The following is a 19,320-nucleotide window of genomic DNA, read 5'->3' as shown; positions in this document are numbered from 1 at the left end:
CCATTCCCGCGACACAAGCCGCCTTGCACGTATAAGCATATCTTTATATGTCTGGCGGCGTTGTCGTCACGCAGGAGCCTGTCTTGGCCCGTTCGTCGTTCCTCTTCACCTCCGAGAGCGTCTCGGAAGGCCACCCCGACAAGGTCGCCGATCAGATTTCGGACGCCATCGTCGACCTGTTCCTGTCCAAGGACCCCGAGGCGCGGGTGGCCTGTGAAACCCTGACGACGACCAATCTGGTGGTGCTGGCCGGCGAGATCCGCGGCAAGGGCATCATGGATGTCGAAGGCGCCTGGGCCCCCGGCGTCGAACAGGAGATCGAAGATACGGTGCGCGGCGTGGTTCGCGACATCGGCTATGAGCAGGACGGCTTCCACTGGAAGACGCTGGAGTTCCAGAACCACCTGCACCCGCAGTCGGCCCACATCGCCCAGGGCGTCGACGCCGGCGAGGACAAGGACGAGGGCGCGGGCGATCAGGGCATCATGTTCGGCTACGCCTCGAACGAGACGCCGGAGCTGATGCCGGCCACCCTGGCCTACAGCCACAATATCCTGAAGGCCCTGGCCGAAGCCCGTCACTCGGGCAAGGAGCCGGGCCTTGAGCCTGACGCCAAGAGCCAGGTGACCCTGCACTACGAAGACGGCCGCCCGGTGCGCGCGACCTCCATCGTCGTCTCGACCCAACACAAGGCCAACCTGAGCCAGGGCCAGGTCGCGGCCATCGTGAAGCCCTATGTCGAACAGGTGCTGCCGCAAGGCTTCATCACCGCCGAGACCGAGTGGCACATCAACCCGACCGGCACCTTCGTCATCGGCGGGCCGGACGGCGACGCCGGCCTGACCGGGCGCAAGATCATCGTCGACACCTACGGCGGCGCGGCCCCACACGGCGGCGGCGCCTTCTCGGGCAAGGACCCGACCAAGGTCGATCGCTCGGCCGCCTATGCCTGCCGCTACCTGGCCAAGAACGTCGTCGCGGCGGGTCTGGCCGACCGCTGCACCATCCAGATCAGCTACGCCATCGGCGTGTCCAAGCCTCTGTCGGTCCACGTCGACCTGCACGGCACGGGCAAGATCGACGAGGCGGTGCTGGAGCGCGAACTGCCCAGGCTGATCGGCGGCGCCTCGCCGCGCGCCATCCGCGAGCACCTGGGCCTGAACAAGCCCATCTATCGACGCAGCGCCGCCTATGGCCATTTCGGCCGCACGCCGGACGCCGACGGCGGCTTCTCCTGGGAGAAGACCGACCTGGTCGACCAGCTCAAGGCTCTGGCCGCCTGACCTCCTTAAGCGGCTGATAACACAGCTTGAAACGGGGGCGTCGCGGATCTGTTCGCGGCGCCTTCGACGCGTTCGGGAGGCGACGCCGCCATCGCGCCCTCAATCGCACACTTGCATCGCGGCGCGTCTGGTCCTTTAAGCGCGCCAAACCGCCTCCCCCGCCTTCCGACATGGCTCCTGAAAGGACTCCCCGACCGATGAGCAAGCCCGCCCCCAAGAAAGTCGTCCTCGCCTATTCGGGCGGGCTGGACACGTCGATCATCCTGAAGTGGCTTCAGGAGGAATATAACGCCGAGGTGGTGACCTTCACCGCCGACCTGGGCCAGGGCGAGGAGCTGGCGCCCGCCAAGGAGAAGGCGCTGAAGCTGGGCATCAAGCCCGAGAACATCTTCATCGACGACCTGCGCGAGGAGTTCGTGCGCGACTTCGTCTTCCCGATGTTCCGCGCCAACACCGTCTATGAGGGCCAGTACCTGCTGGGCACCTCGATCGCTCGCCCGCTGATCTCCAAGCGCCAGATCGAGATCGCGCGTCAGGTCGGCGCCGACGCCGTCTGTCACGGGGCCACCGGCAAGGGCAACGACCAGGTCCGCTTCGAGCTCGGCTACTACGCCCTTGAGCCCGACATCCGCGTCATCGCCCCCTGGCGCGAGTGGGACTTCAAGTCCCGCGAGGCCCTGCTGGACTTCGCCGAGAAACACCAGATCCCGATCTCCAAGGACAAGCGCGGCGAGGCCCCCTTCTCGGTCGACGCCAACCTTCTGCACTCCTCGTCCGAGGGCAAGGTGCTGGAGGACCCGGCCGTCGAGGCGCCCGAGTTCGTGCACCAGCGCACCATCTCGCCGGAAGCCGCGCCCGACACGCCGACCGTCATCACCATCACCTATGAAAAGGGCGATCCGGTCGCCATCGACGGCGAGGCCCTGTCGCCCGCCGCCCTGCTGACGAAGCTGAACCAGCTGGGCCACGACAACGGCATCGGCCGTCTGGACCTGGTCGAGAACCGCTTCATCGGCATGAAGTCGCGCGGCGTCTATGAGACCCCCGGCGGCACGATCATGCTGGCCGCCCACCGCGGCATGGAGTCGATCACCCTGGATCGCGGCGCCATGCACCTGAAGGACGAGCTGATGCCGAAATACGCCTCGCTCATCTACAACGGCTTCTGGTTCAGCCCCGAGCGCGCGATGCTGCAGGCCGCCATCGACCACAGCCAGCAGAAGGTCTCGGGCGTGGTCCGCGTGAAGCTCTACAAGGGCAACGTCACCGTCATCGGCCGCGAGAGCCCCAACAGCCTCTACGACCAGGACCTGGTGACCTTCGAAGAAGGCGTCCAGGCCTACGACCACAAGGATGCGGAAGGCTTCATCAAGCTGAACGCCCTGCGCCTGCGCGTCCTGGCCAAGCGGGACGGCCAGAAGGGCTAAAAGCCCTCTTAGAACCCAAGCCTACCGGGGCCGGGCGATTCTCAGGATCGCCCGGCTTCTGTCATCCGTGACCCAAATTGAGCCGTCCGGCGCCGTCGCCATCGTCACCGGCGAGCCGCGCGGATGGCGCCCGGCGATCCTGTCCCAACCGGGCGTCAGCACCTTGCCGTTCACGCTGGGCGCACCCGCAGGATAGGACAGCGCCCCGCGCGGATAGATGGCGTAGCGCCCGCCGATGTCGGTCAGGGGGCGGCCCGCCTCGTCCGTCTCGACCGCCACGATGCGCCCGGCCGTGCGGCGGAAACCGTGCCAGGTCATCAGCAGCCGTCCCTGCAACTCCGGGAACATCGCCCCTTCGTAATAGATCAGGTCCAGCGGCGCCGCGTGCGGCGGCAGCAGGGCGATCGGCCGTTCGCGTTCCTCACAGCGCGCCTGACGAGCAGGCCAGCCCGGCAGGGGCGTGGCCAGATCGACGCAATAGGGCCAGCCGTAATGGCGCCCCTGCGTCAGCACGTTGATCTCGTCATAGGGATGGTCCGGCGTGTCCAGGTCGACCGAGTTCTCGGCCTGAAGCACCGTGCCCGACGGGTGCCGCACCAGGGCGATGGAGTTCCTCAAGCCTGAGGCGAAGACGGTGCTGTCTTCCGCCCAGCGGCCGTTCCCCAGATAGGCGTGGCGACGCACCTGCGCCGTCGCCGCATCCTCGACGCAGGCCCCGCGCGCGTCCGTCTTCGGCTTGCCCGCCGCGTCGAGGCAGCGGTCGCTGGGCGCCCCGACATTGACCAGCAAGTCGCCGTTCCCATCGAAGACGAAGCTGGACAGGGGGTGGCGGTTGTCGTGCAGCCGGTTGTCCGGCAGGTCGCCGATGACGGTGCGGACGCTGGCCTGCGCATCGGCGGCGTCAGGGTCCAGCGTCAGGATGCGGTTCATCTCGGACACATAGATGCGCCCGTCCGGCCCGCGCTTGACCGTGTGCGGCATCGACAGGCCGCCCGCCAGCCGTCGCCAGCGCGCCGCGCCGTCGGCCGCGAACGACAGGCGCCACACCGCCCCCTTGCCCGCCTCCCACGCCCCCAGATCGGTGACCAGCCAGTCGCCGCCGTCCAGCGGCGTCAGGCCGCGCGGCATCTGCGGCCCGTCCCGTCCCGCCCCCTGCCACACCAGCCCGAGGCAGTAACCCGGCGCCATGCGCACCCCGGTCGCGGGGCGGCCGTCGCAATCGCCCTGAACCGCATAGGCCCGCCCTCCCGCCTGGGCCCGCGCCTCGCTCGGCGTCAGGCCGGTCGATAGAGCCAGGGCGCCGACACAGGCGGCGGCGACGACGGAAACAGCGGAAAGGTTCGATTTCATCGGTCCATGCTGACGCTTGCGCTCGGCCCATGGCAAGGCCAACCTGCGGCCATCTCCGGTCGACCGGCCGGCGTATCCTTCTTGACGGCGTCAGCCGTCGCCAGCCGGAGTTCTCCGTTGAACCGTCTTTCCCTCGCCGCCGCCGCGGCGGCGACCCTGTTCGCCGCCCCCGCCTTCGCCGCCGTCCAGGACCCGCCCCCGCCCGCTCCGGCGATCACCGACCAGGCGCCCGTCTCGCCTGAGGAAGCCGCCTTCCAGGTCAAGGGCGAGGCCTTCGAGGCCGAGACCGCGCGCATGGGCGCCGAGCTGGAGACGATCATGGACGACGCCAGCCTGGACGCCGCGACCAAGAAGGCCCGCACCGACGCGGTCCTGACCCAGTATGAGCCCAAGTTCGCCGCCTTCGCGGACGAGTACGGCGCCTTCCTGCGCGTCATGGCCGAGAAGCCCGAGAACGCCGAGAAGAAGGCCGACATCCTCGCCGCCGCAGACGCCGCCCCGGCCGCGCTGCGCGGCGTGCCGGGCCAGCTCCGCACCGCCATCGAGGCCGCCCTGGCCGCTCCGCCGGCCCCGCCCGCCGTCGACTGAGGCCGAGGCGGGATCGCGCCTTACCGCGATTTCACTTGAGCCGAACCCTCCTTCGGCGGACCCTCCGCGGCGTCCGTCGAAGGAGCTTCGCCATGATCCGCGCCCTGCCGCTCGCCTCCCTCCCGCTCGCCTCTCTGTCCTTGGCCGCCGCCCTGGCCCTGCTGCCGGTCTCGGCCGCCGTCGCCGAGGCGCAGAAGACCCCCGCCGAGACCCGCCTTGAATCCGCCGCCGCCGTCTTCGAGCAGAAGATGGAGGAGTTCGGCGCCCGCGCCGAGCGCATCCAGGACGATTCGGAGCTGAGCGAGACCCAGAAGGGCCTGCGGATCGCGGCCCTGTGGTCCGACTATCAACCTCACGTCGCCGACTTCACCGCCGAGGCCACGCGCCAGGCGAGCCAGATCGCCGAGGCGGCCCTGGCCGAGATCGACATCGACGCCATCGTCCGCGAGGCCATAGCCGGGGTCGAACCCATGGTTCACGGTCTGGCGGCCAACGGCGCCTGGGCCCAGGCCGATCCCGAACAGATGGTCACCTACGGCCTGGTGGCCCAGTACGGCATGGATCAGGCCCTGGACGCCGTCGACGAAGTGCAGGCCGCCCTGGCTGAAACGCCTGTTCCGCCCGCCCCGCCGGCCCCGCCCGTCGAAAGCTGAGGTCGCCGGCCAGCGACGGCTTGACGCAGCCCGCCGCGCGCCCGAAAGGGCCTTATGGCCACGCTACCTGTTGACCCGCATCTGTATCTGGCGTTTCTCGGCGTCATGGCCGTGATGGCGGTGACGCCCGGCCCCGCCAACATCTTCGCCGTCGCCACGGGGATGGAGAAGGGCAAGGCCGCCTCCCTGACCGCCGTCCTGGGCATGAACTCCGCCACCCTGGTGTGGTTCGGCGCCGCCGCCCTGGGCCTGGGCGCCCTGGTGATCGCCTTCCCCCAGGTCTTTCGCGTCATCGCCGTGCTGGGCGCCCTCTATGTCGCCTGGCTGGGGATCAAGGCCCTGCGCGGGGCCTTCGCCACCGCCGCCGAACCGGCCCATATCGAGGTCAAGCGGGGGCGCAGCGCCCTGATCGACGGCTTCATGGTCCAGATCGCCAATCCCAAGGCCATTCTCTTCTTCACCGCCGTCCTGCCGCCCTTCCTGGACATCAACCGTCCCCTCGCGCCGCAGCTGGCGCTGTTCGCCGTGACCACCGTCGGCATGGACGGCCTGTCGATGTGCGGCTACGGCCTGGGCGGGGCGGCCCTGGCGCGACAGATGACCGCGCCGCGTTTCCGCAAGGGCTTCGGCATTGTGGTCGGATGCCTTCTGCTCCTGGCCGCCGTCCTCATCGTCTCGCGTCTGTGATCCGTCCGGAACGGGTGATCGGGAACTTGACCATTCACCCCTCGTTCAGACCGACGGGCGTTCAATGAACGCTCAAGGAGAAACTTCCATGATCAAGCTTCGCAAAACCCCGGCGCTGATCGCCCTGGCGGGCGTGCTCGCCCTGGGCGCCTGTGCGACGGCCACCCCCTATCAGCCGGTCGGCTCGAAGGGTCAGGGCGGCTATGCCGAGCAGCGCCTCGAGGCCAACCGCTACGCCGTCAGCTTCTCGGGCAACTCCGTCACCTCGCGCGATCAGGTCGAGATGTCGCTTCTGCTGCGTTCGGCCGAACTGACGGTCGAGAACGGCTATGACTGGTTCGCCACCGTGACCCGCGCCACCGACCGCGACACCCGATTCTATTCAACTCCGGATCCCTTCTACTACGACCGCTACGGCCCCTATTGGGGTCCGCAATGGCGCTTCTACCAGCGCGGCTACTGGAGCACCTGGGATCCCTACTGGGGTCGGGACCGCGACATCCGCCAGGTCGATCGCTATGAGGCCACGGCCGAGATCATCATGGGCCGCGGCTCCAAGCCCGCCGGCGACATGAACGCCTTCGACGCCCGCGAGGTCATCAACAACCTCGGCCCCCGCGTCATCCGCCCGGCGTCTTGAAAAAGGGGCCGCTAACGCTCGCGACGCGGTCGCTCGCTGCTTGAGCGGCCCTGGTGAGAGCCGCTGCTCCGGCGATCCAGGCTGACACGACAACGCCCGCTTCCGACGACGGAAGCGGGCGTTTCCGCATTCAGCCCCTTCGCGTCAGCCGATGCGCGGGTTCTTCAGGCGGCGCTTGTTCGCGTGGGTCGCCGGCGCCGTGCCCAGGGCCTCGGGCACCTCGCCCTTGAAGTAGAAGCGCTGCCACGCCTCCTTGGCCGCGTCGGGATCGCCCGAGGCCAGGCGGGTGTTGAAGTCGGTGCGCGAGCGGTTCCAGGCTTCGAACTGGTCCCTCATGCCGGGGTTGGATTCCAGCGAGCGGATCACCGGTTCGAACTGCTCCACCTTGCGATGCTCGACCGGCAGGATGAAGCAGAAGGGCTCGCCCTTCTCGAACTTGATCCGGCCCGGCCGGGTGAAGATCCAGTTCATGGTGAAGGGGAAGGGCAGCCAGTCCGTCTCGATCAGGCCTGCCAGCGGCTGGATGCCGTCCTTGACGTGATTGGGCGAGCCCTGCGCGATCAGTCCCCAGCCCGGCGGCGTGCGGAACAGATACTGCGGGTGCATGGTCAGCACCCCGCGCGAGAAGTGCGAGCTGACGAAGTGGTCCATCTCCGGCTGGTGCCGGTCCGGCGTGATCTTGATGTCGTGCTGCGACGGCCCGCCGTTCCACTCGGCCGTGAAGCCGAACGGGCACAGGATCTCCCACCCCGTGGTGTTGGCCATGGTCAGCGGCAGGCAGCGATAGGGGTGGCGGCTGGCGAAGGCGTCCATCCAGTTGCGCGACTGGCGCCCCGGCACCAGGTCGCACGGACGCGCATTCATCGGATAGCATTCCAGTTCCAAGACGCGGCTCCCAAGCTTGACGAACAGAGGGGTGATGACGAGGGTCTGTCCCTCCCCTATCGCCCCCGCCGCCCGCCCGACAAGACCGAGATGCCCTCCAAAATCGCCGCCGCCGCCGAAACCCCGACTTCGCCCTCGCCCGGTCCCGCTTACGACCGCGCCCGCCTGCTGGCCTGGATGGCCGAGCACGGCGTCGCCCAGACCACCCACGACCACCCCGCCGTCTTCCGCGTCGAGGAGGGACTGGACCTCAAGGCCGCCCTGCCGGGCCTGCACACCAAGAACCTCTTCCTCAAGGACAAGAAGGGTCGGCTATGGCTGATCTCGGCCGCCCAGGACACGGTCATCGACCTGAAGCGCGCCCACCGCGCCATGGGCTCGGACCGCCTGTCCTTCGGCAATGAGACCCTGTTGTGGGAGACCCTGGGCGTCCGTCCCGGCTCGGTCACGGCCCTGGGCCTGATCAACGACCAGGAGCGCCGCGTGACCTTCGTCCTGGACCGCCGCCTGTGGGAGGCGGCTGTCGTCAACTTCCACCCCCTGGCCAACACCGCCACCACCGCCCTGGATCAGGCGGGCTTCCGTCGCGTGCTGGCGTTGCTGGACCGGGAGCCGATCGTGGTGGACTTCGACGCTCTGGACTGATCTTCCCCGGAACGATATGAACCATATACGAATCGTATATGGAGTAGCCCCACATGGGCATCGTCAACATCGAGGACGAACTGCACGAACAGCTGCGCCGCGCCAGCAAGGTCTCGTGCCGCTCGATCAACGCCCAGGCCGTCTTCTGGATCAGGATCGGCATGCTGGGGGAGCTGAACCCCGGCCTGACCTTTCAGGAGCTGGCCGCGCGCGAGCTGAAGGCGGCGGGCGTCTCCGCGCCCGACTTCGCCTCTGATCAGGCCGCCGCGTGACCAAGTCCCCGGCCGAGATCGAACTGATGGCCGAATCCGGCCGCCTGCTGGCCTCGGTCTTCACCTGGCTGGACGGCCTGCCGATGGCGGGCATGAACACCCTGGAGATCAACGACCGGGTCGAGGCCTTCATCGTCGACGACCTGGCGGCGCGTCCCGCCAGCAAGGGGCAGTACGGCTACGGCTTCGTGCTGAACGTCTCGCCCAACCATGTCGTCTGCCACGGCGTGCCCTCGCGCGACGACGTGCTGAAGGACGGCGACATCGTCAACCTGGACATCACGCTGGAGAAGAACGGCTTCATCGCCGACTCCAGCAAGACCTATCTGATCGGCCCGGTCGCCGGTCCCGCCCGCCGCCTGGTCCAGACGACCTATGAGGCCATGTGGAAGGGCATCCGCGTCGTGCGCCCCGGCGCCACCCTAGGCGACGTCGGCCACGCCATCGAACGTCATGCGACGCGGCGCGGCTATTCCATCGTGCGCGACTTCTGCGGCCACGGCATCGGCCGCGAGATGCACGAGGCGCCGCAGGTGCTGCACTTCGGCCGCCCCGGCGCGGGCCTGACCCTGCGCGAAGGCATGGTCTTCACCATAGAGCCGATGCTGAACCAGGGCCGCCGCACCATCCGCACCGAGGACGACGGCTGGACCGTGGTCACGGCCGACGGCAAGCTGTCGGCCCAGTTCGAACACACCGTCGCCGTCACCCACGACGGCGTCCGCGTCCTGACCCTTCGCCCCGACGAGCGACGCCTGGCCGCCTAACCTGCGCTCGACACGGAAAGCTCTGTTTCCGCACTGTTTCTCGGGAGCGGCGAGGCGTAAGATCAACGTTCGATCACACGCCGCGTACAAGGCGGTTCCATCGCGTCAGGCCCTGGAAGGGGACGGTGCATGAGACGGTTCTGGAAAGCCTTCGCCGTTGGCGGAGCGGGCCTGGTGCTGGCCGGGCCGATGACCGCCCTCCCCGCGTCAGACGCCGCAACGGCGCTGCGCCTTGAGCGTCTGTTCGGCGGCGTCTGCGGGCCGGGTTCCGGCGGCGGCGCCCTGGCCCGCAACCTGCTGGTCGCCTCGGCCGTCGCCGCGCCCGCCAGCCGGGCGCAACCCATCCCCCTCTATCGCGACCTGACGACCTCGCCGTTCAAGGCCGGCACCGACGACGCCGTCGCCCAGGCCTACTTCAGTCAGGGGCTGACGCTGGCCTACGGCTTCAACCACGCCGGGGCCGTGCGCTCCTTCCGAGAGGCGCAGAGCCGTGATCCCGAATGCGCCGCCTGCTGGTGGGGCGAGGCCATGGCCCTGGGCCCCAACATCAACGCGCCGATGGACGAGCGCGACCGGGCGGCGGCGCTCAAGGCCTTGAACCGCGCCCTGGTCCTGAGCGCCGGGGCCGCGCCGCACGAGCAGGCGCTGATCGACGCGCTCGGCCTACGCTACTCCGACGATCCGACGGCCGACCGCGCCGCCTTGGACGCCGCCTACGCCGACGCCATGCTGGTCGCCGCGCGTCGCTTTCCCGACAACGACGACATCGCCGTCCTGGCCGCTGAGGCGGCGATGGACACCACGCCCTGGAACTATTGGGAGGCCGACCAGCGCACGCCGATCGGCCGCATCGGCGAGGCGATCCGCCTGATCGAGACGGTCCTGGACCGCAGTCCCGCCCACCCGCAGGCGGCCCACCTCTACATCCACCTGATGGAGGCCGCCGATCCGGCGCGGGCCGAGGCGGCGGCCGACCGCATGGCCGCCTCCCGCCCCGCCAGCGCCGGCCATCTGGTGCATATGCCCGGCCACATCTACGTGCGGCGCGGGCGCTACGCCGATTCCATCCGCCTGAACGTCGCAGCGGCGCGGGCGGATGAGGCCTTCATCCGCGACACGAACGACGAGAGTCTCGTCCGCTACGGCTATTATCCGCACAACATCCACTTCATCGTCGCCTCGGCCCAGATGGCCGGCGATATGGACACGGCTCTGCGCGAAGCGCGGCGTCTGCGCACCGTGCTGGACCTCGAGACCTCGGCCCGCATCGCCTGGGTCCAGGTCATCGACGCCGCCCCCTATCAGGCCCTGGCCCAGTTCGCCGAGCCTCGCGCCGTCCTGGCCGCGCCCGCGCCCGACGCCCGCCTGCCCTACGCCGCCGCCATGCGCCACTACGCCCGCGCCGTCGCCTACGCCCAGCTGCGCGACCAGCGGGGTTTCGACCATGAACTGGCCGCCCTGAACGCGCTGAAGACCTCTCCCGCCTTCGCCGACATGGTCGCCCAGGGCGTGCCCGCCCCCGATCTTCTGGCCCTGGCCGAGGCCGTGGCGCACGGACGCATGGCCATGGCGCGCGGCCGCCCCGCCCAGGCGGCGGAGCATTATCGCCGCGCCGCCGATCTGGAGGCCGCCCTGCCCTATATGGAGCCCGCCTTCTGGTACTATCCGGTGCATCAGTCGCTGGGCGCGGCCCTGTATCAGGCCGGCCGCCCGGATCTGGCCGCCGACGCCTTCCGCCTGGCCCTGGCCCAGACGCCGAACAACGGCTGGGCCCTCTACGGCCTGGCCCGCGCCGAGGCCGCCCAGGGCCGCGCCGCCGAAGCCGCCGCCGCCGACCAGGCCCTCAGGACCGCCTGGCTGGGCGACGCTCGCTGGCTGCGGATGGACCGGCTGTAGGGGCGCTACGCCCTGTTCTGACGCACCGCCCCCCTATGGCATGACGAAGCCGCCCTCGTCTTCCTTCTCCCCTTGCGGGAGAAGGTGGCCCGTCAGGGCCGGATGAGGGGTCTTGCGCCAGCCGATGAAAGCGATGAGGCAGAACGTCAGAAACCCCTCATCCGTCTCGCTCCGCGAGCCACCTTCTCCCACAAGGGGAGAAGGATGCTGGAGCGCCATCCACTCCTACCGAAGGAGGAGATTTCAGACGATTCAGACGAATTGGACTCTGTTTTTTCCGCTTCGCCCGCTTTCGCCTGCGGCAAGGCGCGCTTTCGGCTTGATGGCGAGGCATCCCGACGCCATCTGATCCGTTACCTTCCTTCGACCCCCATGCGGACCCGACCATGACCTTCGCCGACCCGTCCCTGACCACCCCGCCCGACCTGATCAAGGACGGGACGGACGCCACCTTCATGCAGGACGTGGTCGAGGCCTCGAAACATCAACCGGTCATCGTGGACTTCTGGGCCACCTGGTGCGGGCCGTGCCGTACGCTGGGCCCAGCGCTGGAGAAGGCCGTGCGCGCCGCCAAGGGGGCGGTGAAGATGGTCAAGATCGACGTCGACGCCAACCCGGCCTATGCGGGCCAGCTACGGGTGCAGTCGATCCCGACCATCTACGCCTTCGTCAACGGCCAGCCGGTCGACGGCTTCCAGGGCGCGGTGCCCGAGAGCCAGATCAAGGCCTTCATCGACAAGCTGACCGGCGGCGAAGGGGTCAACACCGATGTCGAGCAACTGCTGTCTCTGGGCGAGGAATCCCTGAGTCTCAACGACCTGGGCGGCGCCGCCCAGGCCTTCGCCCACGTCCTGACGATGGAGCCGGACAACCAGAAGGCCATCGCCGGCATGGCCCGCGTCTATCTGGCCGAGGGCGACGCCGAACAGGCGGCCCAGACCATCGCCATGGCCCCGGCCGACTCGACCGAGCCGACGGTTCAGGCCGTGCGCGCCCAGCTGTCCCTTGCCTCGGCCGCGCCTGCCGGCGCGACCGCCGAACTCGAAGCCCGGCTGGCCGCGAACAAGAACGACCACGAAGCCCGCTTCGACCTGGCCCAGGCCCTGGCCTCGGCGGGCGACCTGAAGGGAGCCGTCGACCACCTGCTCACCATCGTCCAGGCCGACCGCGAGTGGAACGAACAGGCCGCCCGCAAGCAGCTTCTGACCGTGTTCGAGGCCGCCGGCCCCGCCAGCGAAGTCGCCCGCGACGGCCGACGGTGCCTGTCCTCCCTCCTGTTTTCCTGACGGCGCGATCATGGCTCAGGGCTACGTCAAGGCCAGCGAACTTCCCCAGGTGATCCCGGTGTTCCCCTTGCCGGGGTCCATCCTCCTGGCCCGGGGCCAGCTGCCGCTGAACGTGTTCGAGCCCCGCTATCTGAACATGGTGGACGACGCCATGGCGGGCGACCGGATGATCGGCCTGATCCAGCCGGTCGGCCCCGCCGGGGTGAACCCGCCCCTCACCCGCGTCGGCTGCGCCGGGCGGATCACCAGCTTCGCCGAGACCTCGGACGGCCGCTATCTGATCACCCTGACCGGGGTGTGCCGCTTCGCCGTGGCCGCTGAGATGCAGGTGCGCACCCCCTATCGCCAGGTGCGGGCCGACTTCCTGCCCTATGAGGCCGATCTGCGCGCGCCCGACCCCGACGAGGCCTTCGACCGCGAGCCCTTCCTGTCGGCCCTGGCGCCCTATCTGGCCGGGCGCGGGCTGGACATCGACTGGGACACGGCCCGCGCGGCCCCGCAGGAGGCCCTGGTCAACAGCCTGGCCATGGCCCTGCCCTTCGAGCCGCCCGAGAAACAGGCCCTGCTGGAGGCCCTCAGCCTGACCGACCGCGAGGCCGCCCTGACCGCCCTTCTCCGCATCGAGGCCGTCGCCCCCGACGACGACGAGCCCGGCCCGGCGATGCAGTAGTCTCAGCAAGCTCGACGCGATAAACACACGGCTAACAGAAGGGGGCGCCCGGCGCCCTCAAGCAGCGAGCCGCCGCGCGGCGAGCTATAGGGCCCTAACTTCCTCAAGCAGTGAGCGCCCGCGGCGCGAACGATAGGAAACTAAAAATCATGAGCGACGCCTTCAACACCCCCGTCTCGGTCGATCCCCGCCTGCTGGAGGTTCTGGTCTGCCCGGTCACGCGCGGCCGCCTGACCTATGACCGCGAGCGCAACGAACTCGTTTCGGCGGGCGCCAAGTTGGCCTTCCCCATCCGCGACGGCGTGCCGATCATGCTGGCCGAAGACGCCCGCCCGCTGGACTGAGCCGCCGCCGCGCGGCGAGCGATAGGGCCTCTTTAAAGCGCCTCGCCGCGCAGCAGCCTCGGCAGATCCCCGGTCGCCCCGCCCGCCTCGTGCATGAAGGCCCGGCGCAGGGGGGCGATGCGATTGACCGCCGCCATGCCCAGATCGCGGGCCAGACGCACCGGGGCGATGTCGTTGGAGAACAGGCGCACGAAGCCGTCGAAGCCCGCCGCCAGCGCCGCCGTGTCGAACCGGCGCCAGCGGGCGTAACGCTCCAGCACCAGCTCCGAGCCGATGTCCTCGCCGATGCGGGCGGCCTCGGTCAGCACCTCGGACAGGGCGGCGACGTCCTTCAGCCCCATGTTCAGCCCCTGCCCCGCCACCGGGTGCACCCCGTGGGCGGCGTCGCCGATGATGGCCATGCGTGGGGCCGTCAGCCCCTCGGCCAACTGCAGCGACAGGGGATAGACGAAGCGCGGCCCCTCGATCGTCAGCTCGCCCAGGAAGTCGCCGAACCGCCGCGTCAGATGGGCGTGGAAAGCCTCGTCCGAGGCCGAGCGCAGGGCCTCGCCCCGACGGGTGCTTTCGGTCCAGACCAGATTGGCCCGGTTCTCCGTCAGCGGCAGGATGGCGAACGGGCCGTCCGGCAGGAAATACTCATGGGCGACGTTGCCGTGCGGCTTCTCCATGCGGACCGTGCAGACCACGCCGCTCTGCTGATAGGTCCAGCCGAAGACGTCGATGCCCGCCGCGCGGCGCACGGTCGAGTTGCGGCCCTCGGCCCCGATCACAAGCGGCGCCGACAGGGTCGATCCGTCCTTCAGCGTCACCGTCGCCCGACCCGGCCCGACGGCCACATCGGCCACGGCGGCGGGGGCGCGGACCTCCAGTCCCTGAGCGTTGACCAGCTCGGCCAGGGCCGCGCGCAGGCGGCGGTTCTCGACCATATAGCCCAGCGGTTCGCCGCCGTTGCGATCGCCGATCTCGTCCGCATCGAAACGGATATAGGATGCCGACGGCTTGCGGCTGGCGGCGCCGGGGCGGCGGCCGTCCGTCACCAGAATGCGGTCCATGCGGCAGGCGTGCGGCTCCAGCGCCTCGCCCAGTCCCAGAGCCTTCAACATGCGGAAGTTGGCGTAGGAGACGGCCGTCGCCCGCCCGTCGAAGGTCGGCGCCAGCTGGGCGGTGAACGGCTGGGGGTCCACCATGACGGGGCGCAGGCCGCCCTGCGCCGCCGCGAGCGCAAAGGTCGCCCCGACCAGCCCAGCGCCGGCGATGATGATGTCGTAGTCGTCCGATCCGCTCATGCTGTCGTTCTAGGCCCCTATCGCGCGTCACGCCACCACAAGCCCGCCTGCCTGATGGGACATAAGGGCTCATCCCCGCTCGCAAAGACCGGGCTGGTAAATGCCGCTTTAACCTTATGCGAGGCACTAAGGGGCGGAGTCTCGCTTTCAGTCCCATTTCTGGGGGTCCGCCTTCATGTCCGTCGCCCTCGCGCTCGGCCAACGCGTCTGGAGCACCGTCCGCATCGTCTGGGCGGCGCCCTTCGCCGTGCGGTTCAGGGGGGTGCTGCAGGCCATGCTGGCCGCCCTTCTGCTGGTGGCCCTGATCTCGTGGAATCCGGCGGATCCCAGCTGGAACGCCGCATCGGCGCAGGCGCCGACCAACTGGCTGGGCGGGGCGGGCGCGACCTTCGCCGATCTGATCATGCAGTCGCTGGGGCTGGCGGCCTGGCCCGCCGTCCTGCTGCTGATCGCCTTCGGATTGGCGGTGGCGATCGGCGACGCCCTGCAGCACCGGCTGCAGCCGACGCCGTTCAAGATCTTCTGCGCCGTCGCGGGCGTGCTGCTGCTGTCGGCGGCCCTGTCGGCCCCGGCGGCGCCTGCCAGATGGCCGCTGGCGGCGGGCCTGGGCGGGCTGTGGGGCGACGCCGTCACCGGCCAGGCCGCCGACGGCCTGGGCGCGCTGAAGGTCCCCGGCGCGCGCATCATCCTGGGCCTGCTGTTCCTGGCGCTGGCGCTGTGGAGCCTGGCCTACACCGTGGGCCTGCGCCTGCGCGACTTCACCGACACCGCCGGCTGGGCCGCCCAGAAGGGCGCCGAGGCCCGCGCCGCCCGACCGGCCAAGGCCGCCAAACCGGGCAAGGCCCCGCGCGCCGTCGACGAGGCCGCCGCCCCGGCCCGCAAGCCGCGTCATCGCCTGCCCGAGGCCGACGACATGGAGGCCGACGGCCCGCTCGCCTCAACCGCCCAGGCCGCTCCGGCTCCCGCCGTCGACGCCTATGACGATGCGGACGCTGACGCGCCCGACGCCTACACCCCGCCGTGGGAGGACGCGACTCCCGCCCCCATCGCCCCGCCCTCGGCCCGCCCCAGCCGACCGGCCGAGCCCAAGGTCGCGGCGGTCAAGGCGCCAAAGCCCGTCCGCAGCGACGCCGATCAGCAAGCCTTCGATTTCGCAGGCGAAGGCGGCTTCGAAATCCCGCCGCTGGGCATACTGGCCAAGCCCGCCCAGCGCGGCGGCGCCGTCGACGAGGAATCGCTGAAGGCCAACGCCAAGATGCTGGAGGGCGTGCTTCAGGAATTCGGCGTGCGCGGCCAGATCGACCAGATCCGCCCCGGCCCCGTCGTCACCCTGTATGAACTGGTGCCCGCGCCCGGCGTAAAGCACGGTCGCGTCGTGGCGCTGGCCGACGACATCGCCCGATCCATGTCCGCCCGCGCCTGCCGCATCAGCGTGGTTCAGGGCCGCAACGCCATCGGCATCGAACTGCCCAACGCCAAGCGCGAGACGGTCTTCCTGCGCGACCTGCTGGCGTCCGGCGAATACGACAAGAAGAGCCATCTTCTGCCGCTGGCGCTGGGCGAAACCATCGGCGGCGAACCTTACGTCGCCGATCTGGCGCGGATGCCCCACCTGCTGATCGCGGGCACCACCGGCTCGGGCAAGTCGGTCGGGGTCAACGCCATGATCTTGTCGATCCTGTATCGCCATTCGCCCGCCGAGTGCCGCTTCATCATGATCGACCCCAAGATGCTGGAGCTGTCGGTCTATGACGGCATTCCGCACCTGCTGGCGCCGGTCGTGACCGATCCCAAGAAGGCGGTCGTGGCCCTGAAGTGGACCGTGCGCGAGATGGAGGACCGCTATCGCCGGATGTCCAAGCTCGGCGTCCGCAACGTCGCCAGCTACAATGAGCGCGCCCGCGAGGCGCAGGAAAAGGGCGAGCATTTCGAGCGCACCGTCCAGACCGGCTTCGACGAACAGGGCCGCCCCGTCTACGAGAGCGAGAAGATCCGGCCCGAGCCCATGCCCTATCTGGTCGTGGTCATGGACGAGATGGCCGATTTGATGCTGGTGGCGGGCAAGGACGTCGAAGGCGCCGTCCAGCGTCTGGCCCAGATGGCGCGCGCGGCGGGCATCCACCTGATCATGGCCACCCAGCGCCCGTCGGTGGACGTCATCACCGGCACCATCAAGGCCAACTTCCCGACCCGGATCTCCTTCCAGGTCACGTCGAAGATCGACAGCCGCACCATCCTGGGCGAACAGGGCGGCGAGCAGCTGCTGGGTCAGGGCGACATGCTCTATATGGCGGGCGGCGGACGCATCACCCGCCTGCACGGCCCCTTCGTCGGCGACCAGGAGGTCGAGGAGGTCTGCAAGCATCTGCGCGCCCAGGCCGAGCCGGAATACCTCGACCTGATCACCGACGAACCTGATGGAGACGGCGACGGCGCCATGGGCGATGAAGGCAGCGGCACCGGGGACGACCTGTATGACCGCGCCGTGGCCGTGGTCACGCGCGACCGCAAGGCCTCGACCTCCTACGTCCAGCGCCGCCTGCAGATCGGCTACAACCGCGCCGCCACCCTGATCGAACGCATGGAGCAGGAAGGCGTCGTCAGCCCGGCCAACCACGCCGGCAAGCGCGAAGTGCTGGCCGGACCGCCGCCTATGTAATCTCGGCTGCGCCGAGGCGGCGGCTTTGCCGCCGGGCGCTATCGCTCGCCGCGCGGCGGCTCGCTGCTTCAGCGCCAATCGCGCGCGACGGGGAACAACACGCCTCGGCCGACACTTAAACGCCTCACGTCCTCAAGCAGCGAGCGACCGCGTCGCGAACGCTAGGACACTAAACAATGAACGCCGCTTCATCGGAGCGCCGGAATATGGTCAGGCTGGCGTCATCAGCCCGCCGGATGACGTCGTCACCCTGGCCGGGTCGAAAACCGTTCAGAACGGGAGAAGAAAAGACATGAGCATTTCCCGCCGCGCCTTCGGCCTCGGCTCCGCCGCCCTGGTGGCGCTCGCCGCCGCCCCCGCCGCCGTCCTGGCGCAAGCCGGGCTGTCCGCCGAGGATCAGGCCGTGCTGCGTCAGGCCCAGACCTATCTGACGGCCATGACCACGGCCCAGGGGACCTTCGTCGAGACCGGGCCGAACAATCAGCGCCGCACCGGCCGCTATTATCTGCAGCGCCCCGGCAAGATGCGATTCGAATACACCGAACCGGCAGGCCTGCTGGTGGTGGCCGACGGCAATAACGTCAGCCGCTGGGATCCCCGGCTGAACGTCTTCCGCCAGGCCCCGCTGGGCCAGACGCCGCTGTCGACCTTCCTGGCGCGCGAGGTCCGTCTGGACCAGGGCGTGAAGATCGACCGCGTGACGCGCATGGACTCCGGCGCCTTCGCCATCACCGCCCGCGACGCGCGCCGTCCGAACGAGGGCTCGGTCATCCTGGCCTTCGCCGGCTCGCCCGTGCGGCTGCAGGAATGGACCATCACCGATGCGCAGGGCTCGCGCACCCGGGTGCAACTGACCACGCTGGAGCCCGCGCCCGGCCTGGCCGCCAGCCTGTTCCAGCTGCGCGATCCGACCCGGCGCAACCGACGCAACTGATCCCGGCGGCGCCTCGACCGCCGCTCATAATTACAAATATGACAGTTTGACCTTTTTTGTTGCCCGTGACACTTTGGGCACAGGACGGCGGCGGCCGTCCCGCCCGCCACGGATTCATCCCCGCCTGGCGGCGAGAGAGACGAACTTCATGCGCCCGGACCTCGCTCCGGGCGCCTTTTTATTGAGCCGAAGACCTTGCACGGCCGTCGGCTTAGACCCCGCGACGGCAAGCTGCTAAGCCCGGTCGCATGAGCCTTCGCATCGTCACCTGGAACATCAACTCGGTCCGCCTGCGCATCGATCAGGTCGCCCGTTTCGTCGCCGAACACGCCCCGGACGTCCTGTGCCTGCAGGAGATCAAATGCACCGAGGACCAGTTCCCGCGTCAGGCCTTCATCGACATGGGCCTGCCCCACTTGCGCGTCGGCGGCCAGAAGGGCTGGCACGGGGTGGCGATCGCCAGCCGCCTGCCCATCGTTGACAGCCCCAGGCTGGACGTCTGTCGCGAGGGCCACGCCCGCTGCGTCTCGGCCGTGGTCGAGGGGGTGGAGGTTCAGAACTTCTACATCCCGGCGGGCGGCGACCTGCCCGACCGCGAACTGAACCCCAAGTTCGACCACAAGATGGACTTCTATGAACGGCTGACCGCCGAGATGAAGACCCGCGACCGTCAGAGGCCCCTGGTCCTGGCCGGCGACTTCAACATCGCGCCCGGCGAGAACGACGTCTGGAACCACCGCTTCATGTCCAAGGTGGTCAGCCACACCCCCGGCGAGGTCGAGACCCTGTATCGGCTCCAGGACGCCGGCGGTTTCACTGATGTGGTGCGCGACCAGATCCCCGATCCGACCAAGCTGGCCAGCTGGTGGAGCTATCGCGCCAAGGACTTCCGCAAGTCGAACCGGGGCCTGCGCCTGGACCACCTGTGGACCTCGCCCGGCCTGACGCCCGCCGTGGTCAGGGGCAGCGCCCGAATTCTGGACACGGTGCGCGAATGGGAGCGACCCAGCGACCACGCCCCGGTCGTGATGGATCTGGACGTCTGACG

19 protein-coding genes are annotated in these 19,320 nt (G+C 69.3%); 16 read left to right on the top strand and 3 right to left on the bottom strand.

The features are described from left to right. The first annotated feature begins 83 nt into the window (after window positions 1–83). A complete protein-coding gene (gene metK, locus ACWGL1_RS10350; RefSeq protein WP_452111941.1) occupies window positions 84–1,283 on the top strand; it encodes a methionine adenosyltransferase in 1,200 nt (399 codons plus the stop codon). A 197-nt stretch (window positions 1,284–1,480) separates the two neighbouring features. Beyond that, complete coding sequence (locus ACWGL1_RS10345; RefSeq protein WP_452111940.1) at window positions 1,481–2,710, top strand: argininosuccinate synthase; 1,230 nt, start codon at window positions 1,481–1,483, stop codon at window positions 2,708–2,710. Window positions 2,711–2,731: 21 nt separating this feature from the next. On the opposite strand, the gene ACWGL1_RS10340 is transcribed toward ACWGL1_RS10345, so the two are convergent. Continuing rightward, window positions 2,732–4,060 (bottom strand): PQQ-dependent sugar dehydrogenase, encoded by a 1,329-nt coding sequence (locus ACWGL1_RS10340; protein ID WP_452111939.1) that lies wholly within the window; start codon window positions 4,058–4,060, stop codon window positions 2,732–2,734. Window positions 4,061–4,177: 117 nt separating this feature from the next. Here ACWGL1_RS10340 and ACWGL1_RS10335 point away from each other — a divergent pair, with 117 nt between their 5' ends. From ACWGL1_RS10335 to ACWGL1_RS10320, 4 genes are all read left to right on the top strand, one after another. Further along, window positions 4,178–4,648 (top strand): translation initiation factor IF-2, encoded by a 471-nt coding sequence (locus ACWGL1_RS10335; RefSeq protein ID WP_452111938.1) that lies wholly within the window; start codon window positions 4,178–4,180, stop codon window positions 4,646–4,648. Window positions 4,649–4,740: 92 nt separating this feature from the next. After that, window positions 4,741–5,301 carry a hypothetical protein gene (locus ACWGL1_RS10330; protein ID WP_452111937.1) on the top strand — a complete coding sequence of 187 codons (561 nt, stop codon included), beginning with the start codon at window positions 4,741–4,743 and terminating at the stop codon, window positions 5,299–5,301. A gap of 54 nt (window positions 5,302–5,355) precedes the next feature. Then, a complete protein-coding gene (locus ACWGL1_RS10325) occupies window positions 5,356–5,988 on the top strand; it encodes a LysE family translocator (RefSeq protein ID WP_452111936.1) in 633 nt (210 codons plus the stop codon). A gap of 88 nt (window positions 5,989–6,076) precedes the next feature. Further along, the gene (locus ACWGL1_RS10320) at window positions 6,077–6,628 is read left to right on the top strand and encodes a CC0125/CC1285 family lipoprotein (RefSeq protein ID WP_338577556.1); all 552 of its coding nucleotides are present in this window, start codon (window positions 6,077–6,079) and stop codon (window positions 6,626–6,628) included. Between the two features lie 144 nt (window positions 6,629–6,772). On the opposite strand, the gene ACWGL1_RS10315 is transcribed toward ACWGL1_RS10320, so the two are convergent. Further along, window positions 6,773–7,513 carry a DUF6065 family protein gene (locus tag ACWGL1_RS10315; RefSeq protein ID WP_343829983.1) on the bottom strand — a complete coding sequence of 247 codons (741 nt, stop codon included), beginning with the start codon at window positions 7,511–7,513 and terminating at the stop codon, window positions 6,773–6,775. Window positions 7,514–7,603: 90 nt separating this feature from the next. Here ACWGL1_RS10315 and ACWGL1_RS10310 point away from each other — a divergent pair, with 90 nt between their 5' ends. From ACWGL1_RS10310 to ACWGL1_RS10280, 7 genes are all read left to right on the top strand, one after another. Next, entirely contained in the window at window positions 7,604–8,158 is a 555-nt protein-coding gene (locus ACWGL1_RS10310; protein WP_291780355.1) for a prolyl-tRNA synthetase associated domain-containing protein, read from the top strand. A 53-nt stretch (window positions 8,159–8,211) separates the two neighbouring features. Next, the gene (locus ACWGL1_RS10305; RefSeq protein ID WP_452111935.1) at window positions 8,212–8,430 is read left to right on the top strand and encodes a ParD-like family protein; all 219 of its coding nucleotides are present in this window, start codon (window positions 8,212–8,214) and stop codon (window positions 8,428–8,430) included. Beyond that, window positions 8,427–9,197, top strand: coding sequence for a type I methionyl aminopeptidase (map, locus tag ACWGL1_RS10300; protein WP_452111934.1), 771 nt, complete (start codon window positions 8,427–8,429; stop codon window positions 9,195–9,197). Before ACWGL1_RS10305 ends, map begins: the two co-directional genes overlap by 4 nt. A gap of 129 nt (window positions 9,198–9,326) precedes the next feature. After that, window positions 9,327–11,093: a hypothetical protein gene (locus tag ACWGL1_RS10295; RefSeq protein ID WP_452111933.1), complete on the top strand. Its 1,767-nt coding sequence runs from the start codon at window positions 9,327–9,329 to the stop codon at window positions 11,091–11,093. 386 nt (window positions 11,094–11,479) lie between these two features. Then, complete coding sequence (gene trxA, locus ACWGL1_RS10290) at window positions 11,480–12,379, top strand: thioredoxin (RefSeq protein WP_452111932.1); 900 nt, start codon at window positions 11,480–11,482, stop codon at window positions 12,377–12,379. A 10-nt stretch (window positions 12,380–12,389) separates the two neighbouring features. Beyond that, complete coding sequence (locus ACWGL1_RS10285; RefSeq protein WP_291780372.1) at window positions 12,390–13,049, top strand: LON peptidase substrate-binding domain-containing protein; 660 nt, start codon at window positions 12,390–12,392, stop codon at window positions 13,047–13,049. A gap of 149 nt (window positions 13,050–13,198) precedes the next feature. After that, window positions 13,199–13,393, top strand: a complete 195-nt coding sequence (locus ACWGL1_RS10280; protein ID WP_003166576.1) for a Trm112 family protein — start codon at window positions 13,199–13,201, stop codon at window positions 13,391–13,393. Between the two features lie 32 nt (window positions 13,394–13,425). Here ACWGL1_RS10280 and ACWGL1_RS10275 read toward each other — a convergent pair whose 3' ends face one another. After that, window positions 13,426–14,679 (bottom strand): UbiH/UbiF/VisC/COQ6 family ubiquinone biosynthesis hydroxylase, encoded by a 1,254-nt coding sequence (locus tag ACWGL1_RS10275; RefSeq protein WP_452111931.1) that lies wholly within the window; start codon window positions 14,677–14,679, stop codon window positions 13,426–13,428. A 175-nt stretch (window positions 14,680–14,854) separates the two neighbouring features. Between ACWGL1_RS10275 and ACWGL1_RS10270 the strand changes: the two genes are divergently transcribed. The 3 genes from ACWGL1_RS10270 (at window position 14,855) to xth (ending at window position 19,318) form a co-directional block, all read left to right on the top strand. Next, the gene (locus ACWGL1_RS10270) at window positions 14,855–17,338 is read left to right on the top strand and encodes a DNA translocase FtsK 4TM domain-containing protein (protein WP_452111930.1); all 2,484 of its coding nucleotides are present in this window, start codon (window positions 14,855–14,857) and stop codon (window positions 17,336–17,338) included. A 292-nt stretch (window positions 17,339–17,630) separates the two neighbouring features. Continuing rightward, entirely contained in the window at window positions 17,631–18,272 is a 642-nt protein-coding gene (locus tag ACWGL1_RS10265; RefSeq protein ID WP_291780380.1) for a LolA family protein, read from the top strand. A 248-nt stretch (window positions 18,273–18,520) separates the two neighbouring features. After that, on the top strand, window positions 18,521–19,318 hold the full coding sequence (gene xth, locus ACWGL1_RS10260) for an exodeoxyribonuclease III (protein WP_291780383.1): 798 nt from the start codon (window positions 18,521–18,523) through the stop codon (window positions 19,316–19,318). Window positions 19,319–19,320 lie beyond the last annotated feature (2 nt).

The organism is Brevundimonas sp. NPDC055812, assembly GCF_053616535.1.
The sequence above is the reverse complement of the archived record's forward strand: the minus strand, read 5'-3'. Positions and strand labels throughout refer to the sequence as shown.